This window comes from Streptomyces sp. NPDC034085 (assembly GCF_055575555.1).
This window is the reverse complement of record NZ_JBVISL010000003.1, coordinates 278,315-293,325: the sequence shown is the minus strand read 5'-3', so window position 1 is coordinate 293,325 and position 15,011 is coordinate 278,315. Positions and strand designations below refer to the sequence as shown.

Genomic DNA, 15,011 nt, shown 5'->3' with positions numbered 1-15,011 from the left:
CCTTACGGGTCACGCGTCCCTCTCGGGAGGATCGGGATGCAGGCCACGGCCCGCGGGAGGGCCGGCCAGCGGGGTGGGGGAGAGGGCCGCCGGTTCCTCTCCCGACTCCAGGAGGGTGTCGGCGGCCCCGACGATCAGCGGGTCCGGCCGGCCGACGGCGAGCTCGTCCTTGTTGTCGTAGTCGATCCGCCACAGCAGGTAGCGCATGGCCTCCAGGCGGGCCCGGCGCTTGTCGTTGCTCTTGACCACCGTCCACGGCGCGGCCGCGGTGTCGGTCGCGCGGAACATCTCCACCTTGGCCTCGGTGTACGCGTCCCACCGGTCCAGAGAGGCCAGGTCGGTCGGCGACAGCTTCCACTGGCGCACCGGATCGACCTGCCGGATCGCGAACCGGGTGCGCTGCTCCGCGCGGGAGACCGAGAACCAGAACTTCACGAGCAGCATGCCGTCCTCGACCAGCATGGCCTCGAAAGCCGGGCACTGGCGCAGGAAGAGGGCGTACTCCTCGTCGCTGCAGAAGCCCATCACCTTCTCGACCCCCGCCCGGTTGTACCAGGAGCGGTCGAAGAAGACGATCTCCGCGCTGGCCGGCAGGTGGGCGATGTACCGCTGGAAGTACCACTGCCCCGCCTCCCGCTCGGTCGGCTTGTCCAGGGCGACGATCCGCGCCCCCCGGGGGTTGAGCCGCTCGGTGAACCGCTGGATCGTCCCGCCCTTGCCCGCCGCGTCCCGGCCCTCGCAGATCACCACCAGGCGGGCGCCCGAAGCCTTCACCCAGCGCTGGAGCTTGAGCAGCTCGATCTGCAGGACCCGCTTGGTCCACTCGTACTCCCCGCGGCGGATCTTGCGGTCGTAGGGGTAGTTCTCCCGCCATGTGCGGATGGGAGCACCGTCCGCGTCCAGCAGCACGGGCTGCTCCGGCTGACTCGTGTCCACGCTGAGGCCCGCGAGCAGGTCGTCGGCCTTCGGCTCGCTCCGCATACCGTCCATGACCCGCCTCTACCCGGCTCCGGCGCCCTCACGTGCGCTGTCTGCGCCGAACCTGCGCTGTCTGTGCCGAATCTGCGCTGCCAGCGGCGCGGGCGTGGCCGCCGTACGCCGGAAGGGGGCCCCGCTGACCTGTTCGGCCATGCCTGCCTGGCGAGGACATGGCACCCGGCACACGATGCAGCGGACGGCCGCCCGCCCGGTGCGGACCGTCCGCCGTCCCGCGCACAGCCCTGGAGGAGAAGCGATGCCCGTAACGCCGGACCGCCACGACGACGCGCCCGCACGGCGCGCGAAGGGGAGACAGCCGCGGCCGCGGCACGGGCGCCGGGCGTGGCCGGCGGGCGTCCTGGCGGCTGCCTGCACCGCGGTGCTGCCCGGCGTCACCGCACACGCGGCCGCGGCCGGCTCCGAGCCCCGGCCCGTCAGCCGGCTCTACGTCACCAACGTCTCGGCGGACACGCTGTCGGTGATCGGCGTCCGCAACAACAACCTGCTCGCCACCGTCCCCGTGGGTGCGACCCCGACCGACGTGGAGGTGGACGCGGGCGGGGCGCGCGCCTACGTCGTGAACCGCGAGGGCGACTCGGTGTCGGTGGTCGACACCGGCACCGACACCGTGGTCGCCACCATCGCCGTCGGTGACGCCCCGTGGGACGTCGCACTGGACCCGGGCCGGGCCCGCGCCTACGTCGTGAACGCGATCGGCGACTCCGTATCGGTGATCGACACCGGCACGAACGCGGTGGTCGCCACCGTCCCCGTGGGCGACGCTCCCACCGGCGTCACGGTGGACCCCGGCCGTGGCCGCGCCTACGTGACCAACGGCGGCGCGGACTCGGTCTCGGTGCTCGACACCGCCGCGAACGCGGTCGTCGCGACCGTCGCCGTCGGCGACCGCCCGTCCGGGGCCGCGGTGGACGCCGGCCGCGGCCGTGCCTACGTGGCCGACGAGGGCAGCGACGCGGTCTCGGTGCTCGACACCGCCACGAACGCGGTGGTCGCCACCGTCCCCGTCGGCGGCCTCCCCGTCTCGGTGGCGGTCGACCCGGGCCGCGCCCGCGCCTACGTGGTGAACGCCGACGACGACACGGTGACGGTGCTCGACACCGCCGCCGACACGGTGGTCGCCACCCTCCCCGTGGGCGACGAGCCGGCCCGGGTGGCGGTGGACCCGGCAGCCGGCCGCGCGTACGTGACCAACTCCGCGGCGGACACCGTCACGGTGATCAGCACCGACACCGACACGGTGGTGAACACCCTCAACGGCGGCGACGAGCCGGTCGCGGCGGCCGTGCTGACCGCGGCCCCCACGGGGGGATGATCGGCACCGGCACCCGCACCCGGGGGAGGGAGCCGCCGGGACGGCGGGGCTGTCCGGTGCGCCGGGCACCCCCGCACCGGCCGGGGCTCAGTGCCCCGCGGCGGGAGCCCGGTACCGGACCCCCTCGGCCGCGCGCAGGGCGTCCAGCGTCTCCTCGACGGTCAGGAGCACCGTCGTCTCGAACGAGCTGAGCGCACCCCCTCCGCTGATCGCGAGCGCGACCGCCGCCATGGACACGTTGTCCGGCGCTTCCCACAGGTTGTAGCCGTCGTGCGTGCCGAAGGCGTACCAGAAGCCGTGGAGCTTCCCGCCGACGGACTCGATGTAGGTCCGGGCGGCCTTCGCGCGGTCCTCGGGGTGGCCGGTCAGCCGGGCCCAGGTCTGCGGGGTGTAGCTGAACCTCGACAGGTAGAGCGGCATCGTGTCTCTCCCTCGTTTCCGCTCAGGGGAGCCCGCGCCCGGCTGCGGGGAGCGCCGGACGCGGCCGTGGCTCCCCCGAACGGCCGGGGACGATGACCGGCACGGCCCAACGGGCGCCGGGCAAGGGCCGAGGCCGGACTCCCTCAGGGGCGGACCAGCCGTTCGAGCGCGGCGGCGACGGGAGCGACGCCGTCCTCCGCGGCCAGCCGCCGGGCGATGTGCCGGGCGCGTTCGCGGTAGGAGGGGTCGGCCGTGACCCGTCGCAGCGCGGAGCCGAGGGTGTCGGCGTCGAGCCGGCGCAGGGGCACGGCCCCGGGTGCCGTGCCGAGGTCCACGAGCCGGGAGGCCCAGAAGGAGGCGTCGAACTGGACGGGGACGGGGACGCAGGGAACGCCCGCGCGCAGGGCCGCGCCGGTGGTACCGGCTCCGGCGTGGTGGACGACGGCCGCCATCCGGGGGAAGAGCAGGGAGTGCGGGACGTCCCCGATGGTGATCATGTCGTCCTGGTCGGCGGACAACCCGGCCCACCCGTGCTGGATCACGCCGCGCAGGCCCGCGGCGCGCAGGGCGGTGACGATGTGGGCGCTGACCCGCCGGGGGTCGGGCGTGGTGGCGCTGCCGAGGCCCACGTATACCGGGGCGGGTCCGGCTCCGAGGAAGTCCTCCAGTTCCCGCGGGAGCCGGCTCACGCTGTCGTGGGGCCACCAGTACCCGCAGACCTCCAGCCCGGGACGCCAGTCGCGGGGCCGGGGAACCACCAGCTCGCTGAAGCCGTGCCACACGGGCCAGCCCTGCCGCTCGCGGGCCCGCCGGGCGGAGGGCAGACGGCTCGCGGGGAGGCTGTGCTCGGTGGCCAGGGCCCGCGCGGCCCCGGTGAAGACGCTGTCGACGGCCGCGGCGACGGCGTGCCCGCCCATCCGGTTGCCCAGCGGGCCCAGGGAGCGGGTTCCGAGCATCGGGGGCGGGAACTCGCGGGTCCCGTGCAGCGGCTGGAGGAAGAGGCCCATGCTGGGCCGGGAGACGCCGGCGGCGATGGCGCAGGCCAGCGGCGCGACGGTCCCTCCGGCCAGGACGACGTCGGCGTCGCGCGCCGCGCGCACCAGCGAGTGCGTCATCTCCGGGGCGATGCGCCGGGCCAGCGCGACGGCCCGCAACAGCTTCGCGGCCCCGTTCCGACTCCGGTGCAGGCCCTGCCCGCGCGTCGAGTGCAACTCGGCCCGCGGATCCCCGGGCACCGCCTGGAAGCGCACTCCCGACCCGGCCAGCAGCGGCTCGAACACGGCGTGGGTCACCAGGGTGACGTCGTGTCCGGCCCGGGCCAGCCCGGCCCCCAGCCCCGTGTACGGTGCGACGTCCCCCCGCGACCCAGCTGTCATGATGGCGATCCTCACGCCGCCAGTGTGGCGGCTCGTCCCCGCCCACACCGGGCACATCGCGCGACAGCTGGGAAATCCCCCCGAAGCGGCTGCGTGCGGCATCGGGTTGACCAGGGGGTGATCTTGGCGGCCGACGGGGAACAGGCGAGCTATGCCCCAACTCGCACGTCCCTTCTTTCCCTTCCGTCACCTCCCGCACAAGCTGCTGTCCCGGCGGCGGGACCCCGTGGTGGTGCAGAGCGTCCGCTCCACCGGGGCCGCCGTCGTGTCGTACGTCGTCGCGCTCCAGCTCAGCAACGAGCCCGCCCCCCTGACGGCCCCGCTCACCGCCCTCCTCGTGGTCCAGGTCACCCTGTACTCCACGCTCACCACGGGCGTGCGCCGCGTGAACTCGGTCGTGGCCGGGGTGCTGATCGCGATCGGCTTCAGCGCCCTCGTGGGCCTGACCTGGTGGAGCCTCGGGCTGGTCATCCTCGCCTCACTGGTGGTCGGACACCTCGTCCGCGTCGACGAGTTCGTCCCGGAGGTGGCGATCAGCGCGATGCTGGTCCTCGGCGTCACCCGGGTGGCGGACACCGCCTGGGACCGGGTGCTGGAGACGTTGATCGGCGCGGTGGTGGGGCTGGGCTTCAACCTCCTGTTCGCCCCGCCCGTCTGGGTGGAGCCCGCCAGCCGGGCGATCGACGACCTCGCCGCCCGGATGGCCGCGCTGATGACCGGCATGTCGGACGAGCTCACCGGCCGCACCACCGTCGCCGAGGCCGCCGTCCGCCTGCACGAGGCACGCCGGCTCGACAACGACATCGCCGGAGTCGACGCCGCGCTGCGCCAGGCGGAGGACAGCCTGCGGATGAACCCCCGTGTGCGGGAAGAGGGACTGATGTTCCGCCTCGTCCTGCGCACGGGCCTGGACACGCTCGAGATCTGCGCGGTCGTGCTGCGCGTCTCGGCCCGGGCGCTCACCGACCTGGCCAGGGCCCGCGCGGACGAGCCGCTGTTCTCACCGGCGGTGACCGAGGCCCTCCAGGACCTGTTCGGCCACATGGCGCTCGCCGTGCACAGCTTCTCCCGGCTGATCACCGCGCAGGTCACCACGAACGCGGAGGAGCAGGAGGAGCGGCTCACGCGGGAGCTGGGGATGGCGCGGGAGGCCCGCGACCTGCTGGCGCGCCTGCTGCTGGAGCAGCTGCACACCTCCCCGGCCCAGTGGCAGCTGCACGGCGCCCTGCTCGCCGACGTGGACCGGGTGCTGGACGAACTCGACGTCGACAAGCGGTCCCAGCGGCTCATGGAGGAACTGGACCGGCACTCCCGGCTGCGCCACGAGCGCAGCGGCAGGGTCCACCGCGCCATACGGCGCGTGGGCCGCCGCTAGGCCGGTTCCCGGCCGGGTCCGTCGCAGGTCAGCGCAGGCGCTTCCAGAAGGGAGGGATCTCGCCCTCCTTCCGGTTGTGGTGGGGGGCGACCTCCCGCGGGGTGATGGACCAGGGGCTGTCGCACCTGACGACCAGCAGCCGCGCCCCGCGCGTCAGCGCCACCGTGCTCCGCCCCGACCTGTACCCGCTGTACAGCCGGCGGGACGAGGCGCTGCGCCTGACGGAGTCGAGCTGGAACCAGGCCTCGTCCCTGCTGTTGCGGTGCCGGATGGCGAGGTCGACGGCAGGGCCCGCGTACGCCAGGACGTCGGGGCCGACACCCTCGACGCGCTCGCTGACGTCCCGCAGCACCGAGACCGGACTCACGGTGATCTTCCACTCGCCCTCGGCCTTCACCCGCAGCCGCAGCGGTCCGTTGCCGTCGTGGTCCACGACTCCGCGCCCGGTGAACTCCTCGAGCCGGCTGTAGAGGACCGACGGGGACCGGTCGCGGTTGCGGTGGTTCAGCGCCGTGATCTCGATGCGGCCCTGCCCCGCCCTGGCCACGTCCACCACCACGAGACCGGCGGGCAGGGGGGCGTCCACCCGGACCATGTCCTCCCCCCTGCCCTTCTGCGAGAAGACGGGGAAGTCCGGCCCGAAGTCGGTGGGGAGGTGGTTCAGGCGCGTCGTGATGGTGCCCAGCAGCGGTGCGCCGGTCTTGGAAACGGGAGTTCCGGGTGGCACGGGGGCGGCCGCGGGGGCCGCCGGTACGACCGGCTCGGGCCGGACCGGAGCCGCCGCCGCGGCGGGTTCCGCCACGGGAAGCGGCGGGGCGGGCGGGGGAGCCTCGGGCAGCGCGGTCGCGGGCGGCGGCACGGCGGCCGGCTCGGTCTCCGGCTCTTCCTCCTCCACTGTGAAACCGTAGTCCGCGGCGAGGCCCGGAAGCCCCGCCTCGTACCCCTGCCCGACCGCGCGGAACTTCCAGCCGCCCGCCCGGCGGTAGAACTCGCCCAGCACGTACGCGGTCTCGGTCGACGCGTCGTCCTCGTCGACCGAGTACACCGCCATCCGCTCGCCCGTCCGCCGGCTGACGGCCTCCAGGTACAGCCCCGGGACGTCGCCGAAGGTGCCGGCCTCGGCGGAGGCCGCGATGACGATCCGGTCCACCTCCGGCTCGACCCGGGCGGGGTCGATCTCCAGCCAGTCCGCCGTCCGCCCGTCCTCGCCCCGGGCGTTGCCGAGGAGTTCGACGGCGCTGGTGGCGTGGGCGCGCTGGTTGTAGAAGATGAGGTCGCTGCGGCCGCGTACCCGGCCGCTGTCGTCCAGCAGCAGCGCCGCCGGGTCGATCTCGGGCACACCGGGCCCGGTCGCGCCGCGGACGACGGCGACCCGCATGGGCTCGCCGGACACGGGCAGATTGCCCCCCTTGATGATCTGCGTCATGACGGCATCGTCGCAGGCCGGTCGCCCGCACGTCGAGCACTGTTCGAACGGGAGCTGACCACCCGTCGGGAGCGTCGGCTGACGGGCGGTCATCCGGGGGACCGCCCGGCCCGACGCGGGCACGCGTGGCAGGATGAGCCCATGTGGCCGCGACTGCCGTTCGGGGACGGGTTGCGGGCAGCGCTGGGAACACCCGGGCGCTCCCGCAGACTGGGCAGCAGCCCGCGCTCGCGCGTCTGGCGCGTCGAGCTGCCGACGACGACCGTGGTGGTGAAGCAGCTCGTCGCCGGCCCCGGTGCCGACGAGCGGTACGCCCGCGAGGTGGCTGCCCTCGGACTCGCCGCCCGGGCCCGGCCGCCCGTGGTACCCGCGCTGCTGGCCACCGATCCCGGCGAGCGCGTCCTGGTGCTGGAGCACCTGGACCACCGGCGCCCCTCCGAGGACTGGATCGTCGACTACGCGGGCACGCTGGCCCGGTTGCACGCGTCCGCCGGCCCCGAGGACGCCGGGGTGCTCCCCCGATGGCAGGGCCCCGCCCAGGCCGACGCCGACTCCTTCCTCGGGCTGGCGGACGCGCTGGAGGTCCCCGTCGCGCCCGGTGTACCCGGTGAACTCCGCGACCTCGTGCAGCGGCTCGGTCGGGCTCCCGGGCACGCCCTCCTCCACGGCGACCCCTGTCCCGGCAACGACCTCCACACCGCCGCGGGGGTCAGGTTCATCGACTTCGAGCAGGCGTCCCTGGGCAGCGGCCTGATGGAGCTGGCCTACCTGCGCGTCGGGTTCCCCACCTGCTGGTGCGTCACCTCCGCACCGGCGCCGCTGCTGGAACGTGCGGAGGGCGCGTACCGCACGGCGTGGCGCGCCGCGACCGGGTGCGCACTCCAGGAGGGCCTCGCCGACGCATGTGCCGGCTGGCTGCTCCGAGGCGACGCCCTGGTCGAACGGGCGCGCCGTGACGGTACCGACCACCTGGACCGGATCGCGGACCGGGACTGGACGTGGGGCACGGCGTCCGCCAGGGAACGGCTCGTGCACCGGCTCGGGGTCGTCAGCCGGATGACCGCCGCCGACGCCTCCCTCGGCGGTGTCAGCGGCCTCACCGCCGACCTGCGCCGGCGCATGCTCGTACGCTGGCCCGCACTTCGGCCCGTCCCCGCCCGGCGGCCGTAGTCCGGCGCTCGGTGTTTGCCCGCCTGACGGGTACACGTGGTGCATCTGTCGGGAGCGTGGAGAGGGGCGGTCGTGGCCGGAGCGTTGATCGCGGGCGGCTGGGGGCTCTTCGCGGGCGCGGCTCTGCTGGTGGGCGCGGCCGTCGGCTCGTTCGTGCGGGTCCCGCCCGGGCTGATCGCGTTGGTGATGGCGTTCGGCAGCGGTGTCCTGATGGCCGCGGTGTCGTTCGAGCTGATCGCCGAGGCGTACGAGCGCGCCGGCATGGGGCCGGTGGTGGCGGGGGCGGTCGGCGGCGCCGCCGTGTACTCCGGGGCCAACGCGCTGCTGGCGCGACGGGGGGCCCAGCACCGCAAGCGGTCCGGGGAACAGCAGCCGTCCGAGTCCGAAGCGCCCGGGTCGGGGAACGCCATCGCGCTCGGGGCGCTGCTGGACGGCGTCCCGGAGTCGATCGTCATCGGCACGAGCCTGCTGGGAGGCGGGCAGCTGGGGGTGGCGACGGTGGGGGCGGTGTTCATCAGCAATCTGCCCGAGGGCCTCGCCAGTGCCGCCGGCATGCGCGGTGCCGGACGCGGCCGCGGCTACGTGTTCGCGCTGTGGGGCGGCATCGCCGTCGTCAGCGGGCTGGCCGCACTGGCCGGGTACGCGTTGCTGGGCGACGCGTCGGAGGCGGTGATGGCGGTGATCACGGCGGTGGCCGGCGGGGCGATCCTGGCGATGATCGCGGACACGATGATCCCGGAGGCGTACAGCAGGGTTCATCTCCTGACGGGGCTGGTCACCGTGGTGGGGTTCCTGTCGGCGTTCGGCATGTCCCACCTGTGACCGCCCGCCATCCGGAGCCCGACCGGCCGGCGCCCCGCCGGGAGACGGAGCGGCGCCGGCCGAGGGGGCCGGCGCCGCGCTGACGGTTCAGCCGCCAGGTGCCGGTCAGCCGGGCCAGGTGCCGGTCAGGCGCCGGGTGGCGACGGCTCCGCCGCGGTCCACGGCGGCCTTGACGACGGCGAACACCGCGCCCTGCAGGGCTGCGGCGAGCAGGATCTCCTGCCAGGTGCGGTCCTCGTCGGTGGCGTCGGGGGCGTCGTCGTCGTGGCCGATCATCTTCCACGCCTGCTTGAAGGCCGCGCCGGCGATCAGGCCGCTGAGGGCGCCGAGCGTCAGCCCGACCGGCTTGTAAGCGATCTTGGACGCCTTCACCGGCGCCTCCGGCTGCGGCGCAGGAGCAGGAAGACGACGAGCGCCCCGGCCGCGGCCAGCAGCGGAGTGCGGTTGGCCCGCGCCATGGCCGCTGCCGTCTCCGCCTTCTCGCGGACCGGCTCGGGGGCCTTCTCCGCGGCCATGTGCCCGGCGCGGGCGGCGGTGTCGCGGATCTGGGCGGCGGCGTGGGAGGCCTTGTCGAGGACGGGATCCGGCGCCCTGTCCTTGACCAGCTGCGCGGCGTGCGCGGCCTTCTCCCGGATCTGGTCGGTGACGTGGGTCGCCTTCTCCGCGGCCTGCTCCTTGATCTCGGCAGCCTTCTCCTTGGCCTGGGCCTTGACGTCGGCCTTGGCCGCCAGTGCCTCGACGGTCTGGCCGAGTTCGTCGCGGGTGCGCTCGACCTTCTCGCGCAGTTCCTCGGGAGTCGGCGTGGATTCCTCGCCCGGTGGCTGGTGTGTCATCGGTGTGCACGCTCCTTGATCTCGGCCACGTCGGCCTTGACGCTGTCGATGGTCTGTTCCGGGGCGGGGCTGCCGGCCCGGGCGATCTGCTTCTTGCCTCCCGCGGCCAGAACCGCGGCCACCGCCGCGAGCAGGGCGGCGACGATCAGCGCCGACGCCCAGACCGGCAGCAGCAGGGACAGGGCCGCGATCCCGGCGCCGACCAGGGCCTGGGCGGCCAGGAGGCCGAGGAGGCCGGCGCCGCCGAACAGGCCGCCGCCCACCCCGAAGCGCTTGCCCTTGCGGGTCATCTCGGCCCGCGCCAGCTGCATCTCCTCGCGCACCAGTTCCGAGATCTGCTGCGAAGCGCGGGAGACCAGCTCACCCACTGATTCCTCGGTTCTGGCGCTGCCGGGGCCCTGGTGGTGTCCAACGCCGCTCATGGAATCCTCACCTTCCTCCTTGTGGCCGTCCTGCTCGGGTGGTGCACGGTGGCGGCCCTGGGTCCACTGCCTCCGTACGTCGCTCCCGCTCCGTCGGGACGGCCCGGGCGCCGCCGTGCTCCGGGCGCGCATACCCCGCCGTGGTCATTCCAGGCGGCGGCGGTCCTCATCAGTCCACTTCCGCGTGTCGCGGGGCTCGACGTAGGGTTCCGCGTCCTCGGGGTGGCCGCCCGCGATGGCGCGCTGGCGGACCAGCTCGGCGTCGAACTCCAGGCCGAGCAGGATGGCGAGGTTGGTGATCCACAGCCAGATCAGGAAGATGACCACGCCCGCCAAGGTGCCGTACGTCTTGTTGTAGGAGCCGAAGTTCGCGACGTAGAACGCGAAACCGGCCGAGGCGATCATCCAGATCACCATCGCGAGGAAACTCCCCGGGCTCACCCAGCGGAAGCCGCGGCCCTTGGCGTTCGGCGCGGCCCAGTACAGCAGGGCGATCATGGTGGTGACGAGCAGGACCAGGACCGGCCACTTCGCGATCGACCACACCGTCATCCCGGTGTCGCCCACGCCGAGGGCGGTCCCCGCCTGCCGGGCGAGGCCGCCGGTGAAGACGACGATCAGGGCACTGGCGACGGCGAGGACCATCAGCGCCACGGTCAGGGCCAGCCGCAGCGGCAGGACCTTCCACACCGGGCGTCCTTCCGGCATGTCGTAGACGGCGTTGGAGGCCCGGATGAAGGCGGCGACGTAGCCGGAGGCGGACCAGACGGCCACGAGCAGTCCGACGACGGCAAGGAGGGACCCGATCCCGCTGTTGCCCTGCAACTGGTGGATCGCGTTGCTGATCACGTCCCGCGCCGCACCGGGGGTGAGCCGCTGGAGGTTGTCCAGCACCTGTCGGGTGGCCGACTCGCCCGCGATCCCCAGCAGCGACACGAGCACCAGCAGTGCCGGGAAGAGGGCCAGCACTCCGTAGTAGGTCAGTGCCGCGGCCCGGTCCGCCAGCTCGTCGTCCCTGAACTCCTTCAGCGTGCCGCGCAGCACCGCCATCCACGACCGCTTGGGCATCTGCGAAAGCCGGTCCGGCGCCCGCTCCTCGACCTGCCTGTCGGGACCCACGGCCTCGTCGCGACCAGCGCCCGACGGCCGGCGGTCCTCACCGTGTTCTGGGGTCCGTGTGGGTTTCATGCCCGGCGCATTTCCACTTACGCCACGCCCATGCGCGCAGCGCCACTTTCGCCGCGGCCGGCCGGTGCGGAGGCGCATCCGGCCTGCCGGCGCACGTCCGTACGCGTCCCGGGACGCGCTCCGCACGCCGCGCAGCGGATGCCGTACGCCCGGGCCGGCCACAGTATGGGACGCATGGACGTACACGGCAGCGCCCCCTCGGATCTGCGCGAGGGCACATCCGGCAGCCGACGGGCCCCGGCTGCGGACGATCCCCGCCACCTGCTCGAACGGGCACGCGGCGCCGTCGCCGCGGACGGCTGGCACCTGATGGACCCGGCGGCCGTCTCGCGGTGCCTGGGCCAGGACCCCGGCGTGTGGCGGCGCTTCGCCGCGCACTGGGAGGACCTCGCGCCCGACGCGTACGCGGCGCAGGCCGGGACGCGGCGGCTGCGCCGCTTCGGCCGGTTCCTTCTCACGCGGTCCGGGGAGGTCTCCGCGCTGCCCCACGACGTGTTCGTCCAGCCTCAGGACAGCAATCCCCTCTACGTCGACGTCGACCGCCGCTTCGAGCCGCTCACGGAGCGGTTCCGGGGCGAACCGCTGCTGGAGGCGCTGATCCGGATGCTCGGCGGGGTCGCCGCCGGCCTGACCGACGCGCCGGAGTGGACGGTCAGCGTGCATCCCTTCCGGGTGGTCGCACAGGCGGACAGCGCGGGCCAGCCCACCCCCGAGGGACGCCACAAGGACGGCGTCACGCTGGTGAGCTCCCTGCTCATCGCCCGGGAGAACGTCACCGGCGGCCGGAGCACCGTCTACGACGCGGACGGCCGGGAGATCGCGGCGACGACCCTCGGCGAGCCCGGGGCCCTGCTGCTGAGCGACGACGAGGCGACGTGGCACGCCGTCTCACCGGTCCTCCCGGAGGATGCCGGCCGCCCGGGCCACCGGGACGTCCTGGTCACCACCCTCGCCGCCCGCTGACCTCAGCCCTGCCCGCCGTACGCCCCGGCCGTGGCCGACACGAGCCCGTCGACCACCGCTGCCGTGCCGCTCCCGCCCGTCGCCGCGGCCCGCTGCCGCGTCGCCCCGTCGCCGCGCTCGGCCAGGCGCCGGAACAGGGCCGTGACCTCCTCCAGGTCCCCGAAGTCCTCCAGGGCCGGGCGTACGAAGTCGACCAGCTCGCCGGCGAGGCCGTCGAGCGGTCGCATGAGGCCCGTCCGTGCGTCGAAGCCGTCGCCGCTCCACCCGTCGCGGGCCGCCCGCCAGCAGGCCGCGCGCAGCACCTCGCCCTCCCACGCCGGCCCCGGATCGCCGCCCTCGGCCGCGGCGGCCGCCGTGACGACCAGGGCGCGCAGGAGCACGGCGACGGCGACGGTGTCGTCGAGGTCCTGCAGTACGTCCATCGCCCGGATCTCCAGGGTGGGCAGCCGGGGATTGGGGCGCAGGTCCCAGAACGGCATGCCCGCGTCCAGCATCGCCTCGGTGTCGGCGATGAGCAGGGCCAGCCGCTCGTGCTCCTGCCACGACGCCGCGTGCGGCGGCGGCCCCAGGCACGGGAAACGGCTGCGGATCACCGCACGCCAGCTGGCGTAGCCGGTGTCGCACCCCCGGTGATACGGCGAGTTCGCGCTCAGCGCGATGAGCAGCGGCAGCCAGGGCCGCAGGTGGTTGCCCGTCAGGACGGCGAGCTCGCGGTCGGGCAGGTGGACGTGGACGTGGAGCGCGCTGATGGCGAAGTCGTCCAGCATGCTGCGGTACTGGAGGGTGCCCGCACGGTAGCGGGGATGGTCGGCCACCTCCGCCGGCCCGGGGCCCTGGAGCACCGCCGTGCCCGAGGCGCACAGCCGCACTCCCTCCTCGCGGGCGGCCGTGACCAGCGCCCCGCGTACCCGCTCGAGCTCCTGGCGCAGCTCTCGCGCCGACCCGCACGGCGGTGTGCGGCCCTCGACCTGGCACAGCGCGAACTCCTTCGTCACCAGGTCGCCGACCGCCCCGGCAGCGCGGGCGGCGACCCTGGGGCCGGCGGGAACGATGAGGCGCGTCCGGGGGTCGACGAGGAAGAACTCCTCCTCGACCCCGATCGTCGGTGCCCGGCCGCCGGACGCGGCAGAGGGGGAGGGGGAGACGTTCATGCCTTCAGCATTCCCGCAATCGGCCTCCCCGTGGGCCGCCACGCGCAAACGGGGCCGCCGCCGGACCCATCGGTACCCCTTCGGCTCCCTTCGGCTCCCTCCGGTCACCGGCCGGCGTCGAGCTCCGCGACGATCGAGGCGGGGGTGTGGCCGCTGCCGTCGGACAGGCGGTGGAAGTCGACGGAGACGAAGTTCGGGCTGCGTCCCCCGGCCGCGGTCCGGCACTGCTCGGCGACGCGGTTCCTCAGCTTGGCGCCGTTGTCCAGGGCCGCCGTGAGGACGGTGGGCACGTTGCGGTGGTGGCTCATCGTGAACAGCCGCCTGAAGCCCGGCTCCTGGCGGTCCAGGGGTACGTCGGGCCAGCGGCTGACGCACGCCAGGTCGTTGCCGAGGTCACCGAGGCTCCAGTAGTTGCTCACCGTCCACGACCGGTCGTACATGACGCCGAGGTGCTCGCGGTCGGAGCGGTCGGAGAAGACCAGCAGACGCTTGCCGGCGTTCACCAGGTCGGCCACCTTCGGCCATCCGTTCTGCCGTACGCCCCATGCGTCGGGCCGGAACAGCAGCTCGTCCACCCCCCGGACCCGGTCGAGGGACTGCCGCAGCTGCTCGGCACTCACGTAGTCCTCCAGGAAGACGGTGACGACCTCCTGCGGGTGGGCGGCGAGGAAGTCCACCACGGTCTGCATCGTGCCGTGGAAGGACTGCCGCGGCAGTGCGTACGTGGCGCCCGCGAAGGTCTTGCAGTCGCCGTGGCACAGGTACACGTCGCTGGGGTAGCAGTCGCTGCCGAAGCTGATGACGCACAGCCAGGTGCTGTGCTCGTACCAGTGGGTGTCCAGGCTCAGACCGCGGACCCCGTTGTCGAGCTGGGCGCGCACCGACTCGGACTGGTTCACCGAAGTCCAGCGGGAGTCCTCGTAGTTGGTGAAGGAGTTGTGGGTGGCGAGGAAGGAGACCTCGTCGAGGCGGCGGTCGCCCCAGCGGGCGACGGCGGCGGCGTCCGCCGTCGGCGCGTCCGCGGCGGCGGCGCTCGGAGGGCCGAGGAGGGCCGGCAGGAACAGGCAGAGGAGCAGGGGGAGTCCTGCTCTTCGCGCGCGCCGGGCGCGGGCGGTCCGGCGCCCCGTTTGTGGCATGTCTATGTCAAACATGGCCGGAGGGTAGCGCGCCGGTCGCCCGGCCGCCGCTCCGCGGACGTCTTCGGCCGGTTCCTGTCGCCCCGGGGCCGGGTGGAACGCTCGACGGCAGGGCCGGATGGGCGTGCCGGGATGCGGGCCCGCACGAGTCGTGAGGCCATGGCTGGGGCGGCACACCGGTGCCGCCCGCACGCCGACGAAGGGAGTGGCCATGGCCAAGAAGGACCGGAACCAGGAGAAGCGGGGCACGCAGAAGGCGCCGCAGAAGACGCCGCAGAAGACGCCGCAGAAGAGCGGCACCCAGGAGCAGCCGGCGCCCGGTGCGTCGCCGAAGGGCAAGCACCGGCAGGACGCCGGGACCGGGCGCGAGGCCGGCGGTCTCACCGCCGTGTGACCTGGCGAGCCGTAGGGCCGTAGC

At 74.1% G+C, this 15,011-nt stretch carries 16 protein-coding genes; 6 read left to right on the top strand and 10 right to left on the bottom strand.

The genetic code is table 11. The features are described from left to right. Nucleotides 1–9: 9 nt before the first annotated feature. Entirely contained in the window at nucleotides 10–990 is a 981-nt protein-coding gene (ppk2, locus tag ACZ501_RS11670; protein WP_468794393.1) for a polyphosphate kinase 2, read from the bottom strand. A 244-nt stretch (nucleotides 991–1,234) separates the two neighbouring features. Here ppk2 and ACZ501_RS11665 point away from each other — a divergent pair, with 244 nt between their 5' ends. Beyond that, nucleotides 1,235–2,311, top strand: coding sequence for a beta-propeller fold lactonase family protein (locus ACZ501_RS11665; RefSeq protein WP_468794391.1), 1,077 nt, complete (start codon nucleotides 1,235–1,237; stop codon nucleotides 2,309–2,311). A gap of 87 nt (nucleotides 2,312–2,398) precedes the next feature. Here the strand turns inward: ACZ501_RS11665 and ACZ501_RS11660 are convergent, their stop codons facing one another. Together ACZ501_RS11660 and ACZ501_RS11655 are read right to left on the bottom strand one after the other, a co-directional pair. After that, complete coding sequence (locus ACZ501_RS11660; protein WP_468794389.1) at nucleotides 2,399–2,731, bottom strand: GYD domain-containing protein; 333 nt, start codon at nucleotides 2,729–2,731, stop codon at nucleotides 2,399–2,401. Nucleotides 2,732–2,874: 143 nt separating this feature from the next. Then, nucleotides 2,875–4,107: a glycosyltransferase gene (locus tag ACZ501_RS11655; protein WP_361610380.1), complete on the bottom strand. Its 1,233-nt coding sequence runs from the start codon at nucleotides 4,105–4,107 to the stop codon at nucleotides 2,875–2,877. 151 nt (nucleotides 4,108–4,258) lie between these two features. Between ACZ501_RS11655 and ACZ501_RS11650 the strand changes: the two genes are divergently transcribed. After that, nucleotides 4,259–5,482, top strand: coding sequence for an FUSC family protein (locus tag ACZ501_RS11650; protein ID WP_361610381.1), 1,224 nt, complete (start codon nucleotides 4,259–4,261; stop codon nucleotides 5,480–5,482). A 28-nt stretch (nucleotides 5,483–5,510) separates the two neighbouring features. On the opposite strand, the gene ACZ501_RS11645 is transcribed toward ACZ501_RS11650, so the two are convergent. Further along, nucleotides 5,511–6,908, bottom strand: a complete 1,398-nt coding sequence (locus ACZ501_RS11645; protein ID WP_468794387.1) for a TerD family protein — start codon at nucleotides 6,906–6,908, stop codon at nucleotides 5,511–5,513. 141 nt (nucleotides 6,909–7,049) lie between these two features. Here ACZ501_RS11645 and ACZ501_RS11640 point away from each other — a divergent pair, with 141 nt between their 5' ends. Both ACZ501_RS11640 and ACZ501_RS11635 read left to right on the top strand, forming a co-directional pair. After that, nucleotides 7,050–8,078 carry a phosphotransferase family protein gene (locus ACZ501_RS11640; RefSeq protein ID WP_468794385.1) on the top strand — a complete coding sequence of 343 codons (1,029 nt, stop codon included), beginning with the start codon at nucleotides 7,050–7,052 and terminating at the stop codon, nucleotides 8,076–8,078. Between the two features lie 72 nt (nucleotides 8,079–8,150). Beyond that, nucleotides 8,151–8,900, top strand: a complete 750-nt coding sequence (locus tag ACZ501_RS11635; protein WP_361610387.1) for a ZIP family metal transporter — start codon at nucleotides 8,151–8,153, stop codon at nucleotides 8,898–8,900. 105 nt (nucleotides 8,901–9,005) lie between these two features. Here ACZ501_RS11635 and ACZ501_RS11630 read toward each other — a convergent pair whose 3' ends face one another. The 4 genes from ACZ501_RS11630 to ACZ501_RS11615 all read right to left on the bottom strand — a co-directional run bounded on the left by ACZ501_RS11630 (nucleotide 9,006) and on the right by ACZ501_RS11615 (nucleotide 11,343). Then, a complete protein-coding gene (locus ACZ501_RS11630) occupies nucleotides 9,006–9,272 on the bottom strand; it encodes a DUF4235 domain-containing protein (protein ID WP_362460548.1) in 267 nt (88 codons plus the stop codon). After that, nucleotides 9,269–9,733 carry a DUF3618 domain-containing protein gene (locus ACZ501_RS11625; RefSeq protein ID WP_468794383.1) on the bottom strand — a complete coding sequence of 155 codons (465 nt, stop codon included), beginning with the start codon at nucleotides 9,731–9,733 and terminating at the stop codon, nucleotides 9,269–9,271. The genes ACZ501_RS11630 and ACZ501_RS11625 overlap by 4 nt, the downstream gene beginning before the upstream one ends. Further along, complete coding sequence (locus tag ACZ501_RS11620; protein ID WP_361610593.1) at nucleotides 9,730–10,155, bottom strand: phage holin family protein; 426 nt, start codon at nucleotides 10,153–10,155, stop codon at nucleotides 9,730–9,732. The genes ACZ501_RS11625 and ACZ501_RS11620 overlap by 4 nt, the downstream gene beginning before the upstream one ends. A gap of 144 nt (nucleotides 10,156–10,299) precedes the next feature. Next, nucleotides 10,300–11,343 carry a YihY/virulence factor BrkB family protein gene (locus ACZ501_RS11615; RefSeq protein ID WP_468794381.1) on the bottom strand — a complete coding sequence of 348 codons (1,044 nt, stop codon included), beginning with the start codon at nucleotides 11,341–11,343 and terminating at the stop codon, nucleotides 10,300–10,302. A gap of 174 nt (nucleotides 11,344–11,517) precedes the next feature. On the opposite strand from ACZ501_RS11615, the gene ACZ501_RS11610 reads away from it, so the two are divergent. Further along, nucleotides 11,518–12,306, top strand: coding sequence for a 2OG-Fe dioxygenase family protein (locus ACZ501_RS11610; protein WP_468794379.1), 789 nt, complete (start codon nucleotides 11,518–11,520; stop codon nucleotides 12,304–12,306). A 2-nt stretch (nucleotides 12,307–12,308) separates the two neighbouring features. Here the strand turns inward: ACZ501_RS11610 and ACZ501_RS11605 are convergent, their stop codons facing one another. Together ACZ501_RS11605 and ACZ501_RS11600 are read right to left on the bottom strand one after the other, a co-directional pair. Next, nucleotides 12,309–13,457 carry a carboxylate-amine ligase gene (locus ACZ501_RS11605; RefSeq protein WP_468794377.1) on the bottom strand — a complete coding sequence of 383 codons (1,149 nt, stop codon included), beginning with the start codon at nucleotides 13,455–13,457 and terminating at the stop codon, nucleotides 12,309–12,311. A 104-nt stretch (nucleotides 13,458–13,561) separates the two neighbouring features. Further along, nucleotides 13,562–14,608, bottom strand: a complete 1,047-nt coding sequence (locus ACZ501_RS11600) for a PI-PLC domain-containing protein (protein WP_468794375.1) — start codon at nucleotides 14,606–14,608, stop codon at nucleotides 13,562–13,564. Between the two features lie 196 nt (nucleotides 14,609–14,804). Between ACZ501_RS11600 and ACZ501_RS11595 the strand changes: the two genes are divergently transcribed. Next, nucleotides 14,805–14,987 carry a hypothetical protein gene (locus ACZ501_RS11595; RefSeq protein WP_468794373.1) on the top strand — a complete coding sequence of 61 codons (183 nt, stop codon included), beginning with the start codon at nucleotides 14,805–14,807 and terminating at the stop codon, nucleotides 14,985–14,987. Nucleotides 14,988–15,011 lie beyond the last annotated feature (24 nt).

What these genes read in the sequence shown, in the direction of transcription:
- ppk2 (WP_468794393.1), bottom strand. Translation starts at nt 990, where the DNA reads ATGGACGGTATGCGGAGCGAGCCGAAGGCCGACGACCTGCTCGCGGGC.
- ACZ501_RS11665 (WP_468794391.1), top strand. Translation starts at nt 1,235, where the DNA reads ATGCCCGTAACGCCGGACCGCCACGACGACGCGCCCGCACGGCGCGCG.
- ACZ501_RS11660 (WP_468794389.1), bottom strand. Translation starts at nt 2,731, where the DNA reads ATGCCGCTCTACCTGTCGAGGTTCAGCTACACCCCGCAGACCTGGGCC.
- ACZ501_RS11655 (WP_361610380.1), bottom strand. Translation starts at nt 4,107, where the DNA reads ATGACAGCTGGGTCGCGGGGGGACGTCGCACCGTACACGGGGCTGGGG.
- ACZ501_RS11650 (WP_361610381.1), top strand. Translation starts at nt 4,259, where the DNA reads ATGCCCCAACTCGCACGTCCCTTCTTTCCCTTCCGTCACCTCCCGCAC.
- ACZ501_RS11645 (WP_468794387.1), bottom strand. Translation starts at nt 6,908, where the DNA reads ATGACGCAGATCATCAAGGGGGGCAATCTGCCCGTGTCCGGCGAGCCC.
- ACZ501_RS11640 (WP_468794385.1), top strand. Translation starts at nt 7,050, where the DNA reads ATGTGGCCGCGACTGCCGTTCGGGGACGGGTTGCGGGCAGCGCTGGGA.
- ACZ501_RS11625 (WP_468794383.1), bottom strand. Translation starts at nt 9,733, where the DNA reads ATGACACACCAGCCACCGGGCGAGGAATCCACGCCGACTCCCGAGGAA.
- ACZ501_RS11620 (WP_361610593.1), bottom strand. Translation starts at nt 10,155, where the DNA reads ATGAGCGGCGTTGGACACCACCAGGGCCCCGGCAGCGCCAGAACCGAG.
- ACZ501_RS11615 (WP_468794381.1), bottom strand. Translation starts at nt 11,343, where the DNA reads ATGAAACCCACACGGACCCCAGAACACGGTGAGGACCGCCGGCCGTCG.
- ACZ501_RS11610 (WP_468794379.1), top strand. Translation starts at nt 11,518, where the DNA reads ATGGACGTACACGGCAGCGCCCCCTCGGATCTGCGCGAGGGCACATCC.
- ACZ501_RS11605 (WP_468794377.1), bottom strand. Translation starts at nt 13,457, where the DNA reads ATGAACGTCTCCCCCTCCCCCTCTGCCGCGTCCGGCGGCCGGGCACCG.
- ACZ501_RS11600 (WP_468794375.1), bottom strand. Translation starts at nt 14,608, where the DNA reads ATGTTTGACATAGACATGCCACAAACGGGGCGCCGGACCGCCCGCGCC.
- ACZ501_RS11595 (WP_468794373.1), top strand. Translation starts at nt 14,805, where the DNA reads ATGGCCAAGAAGGACCGGAACCAGGAGAAGCGGGGCACGCAGAAGGCG.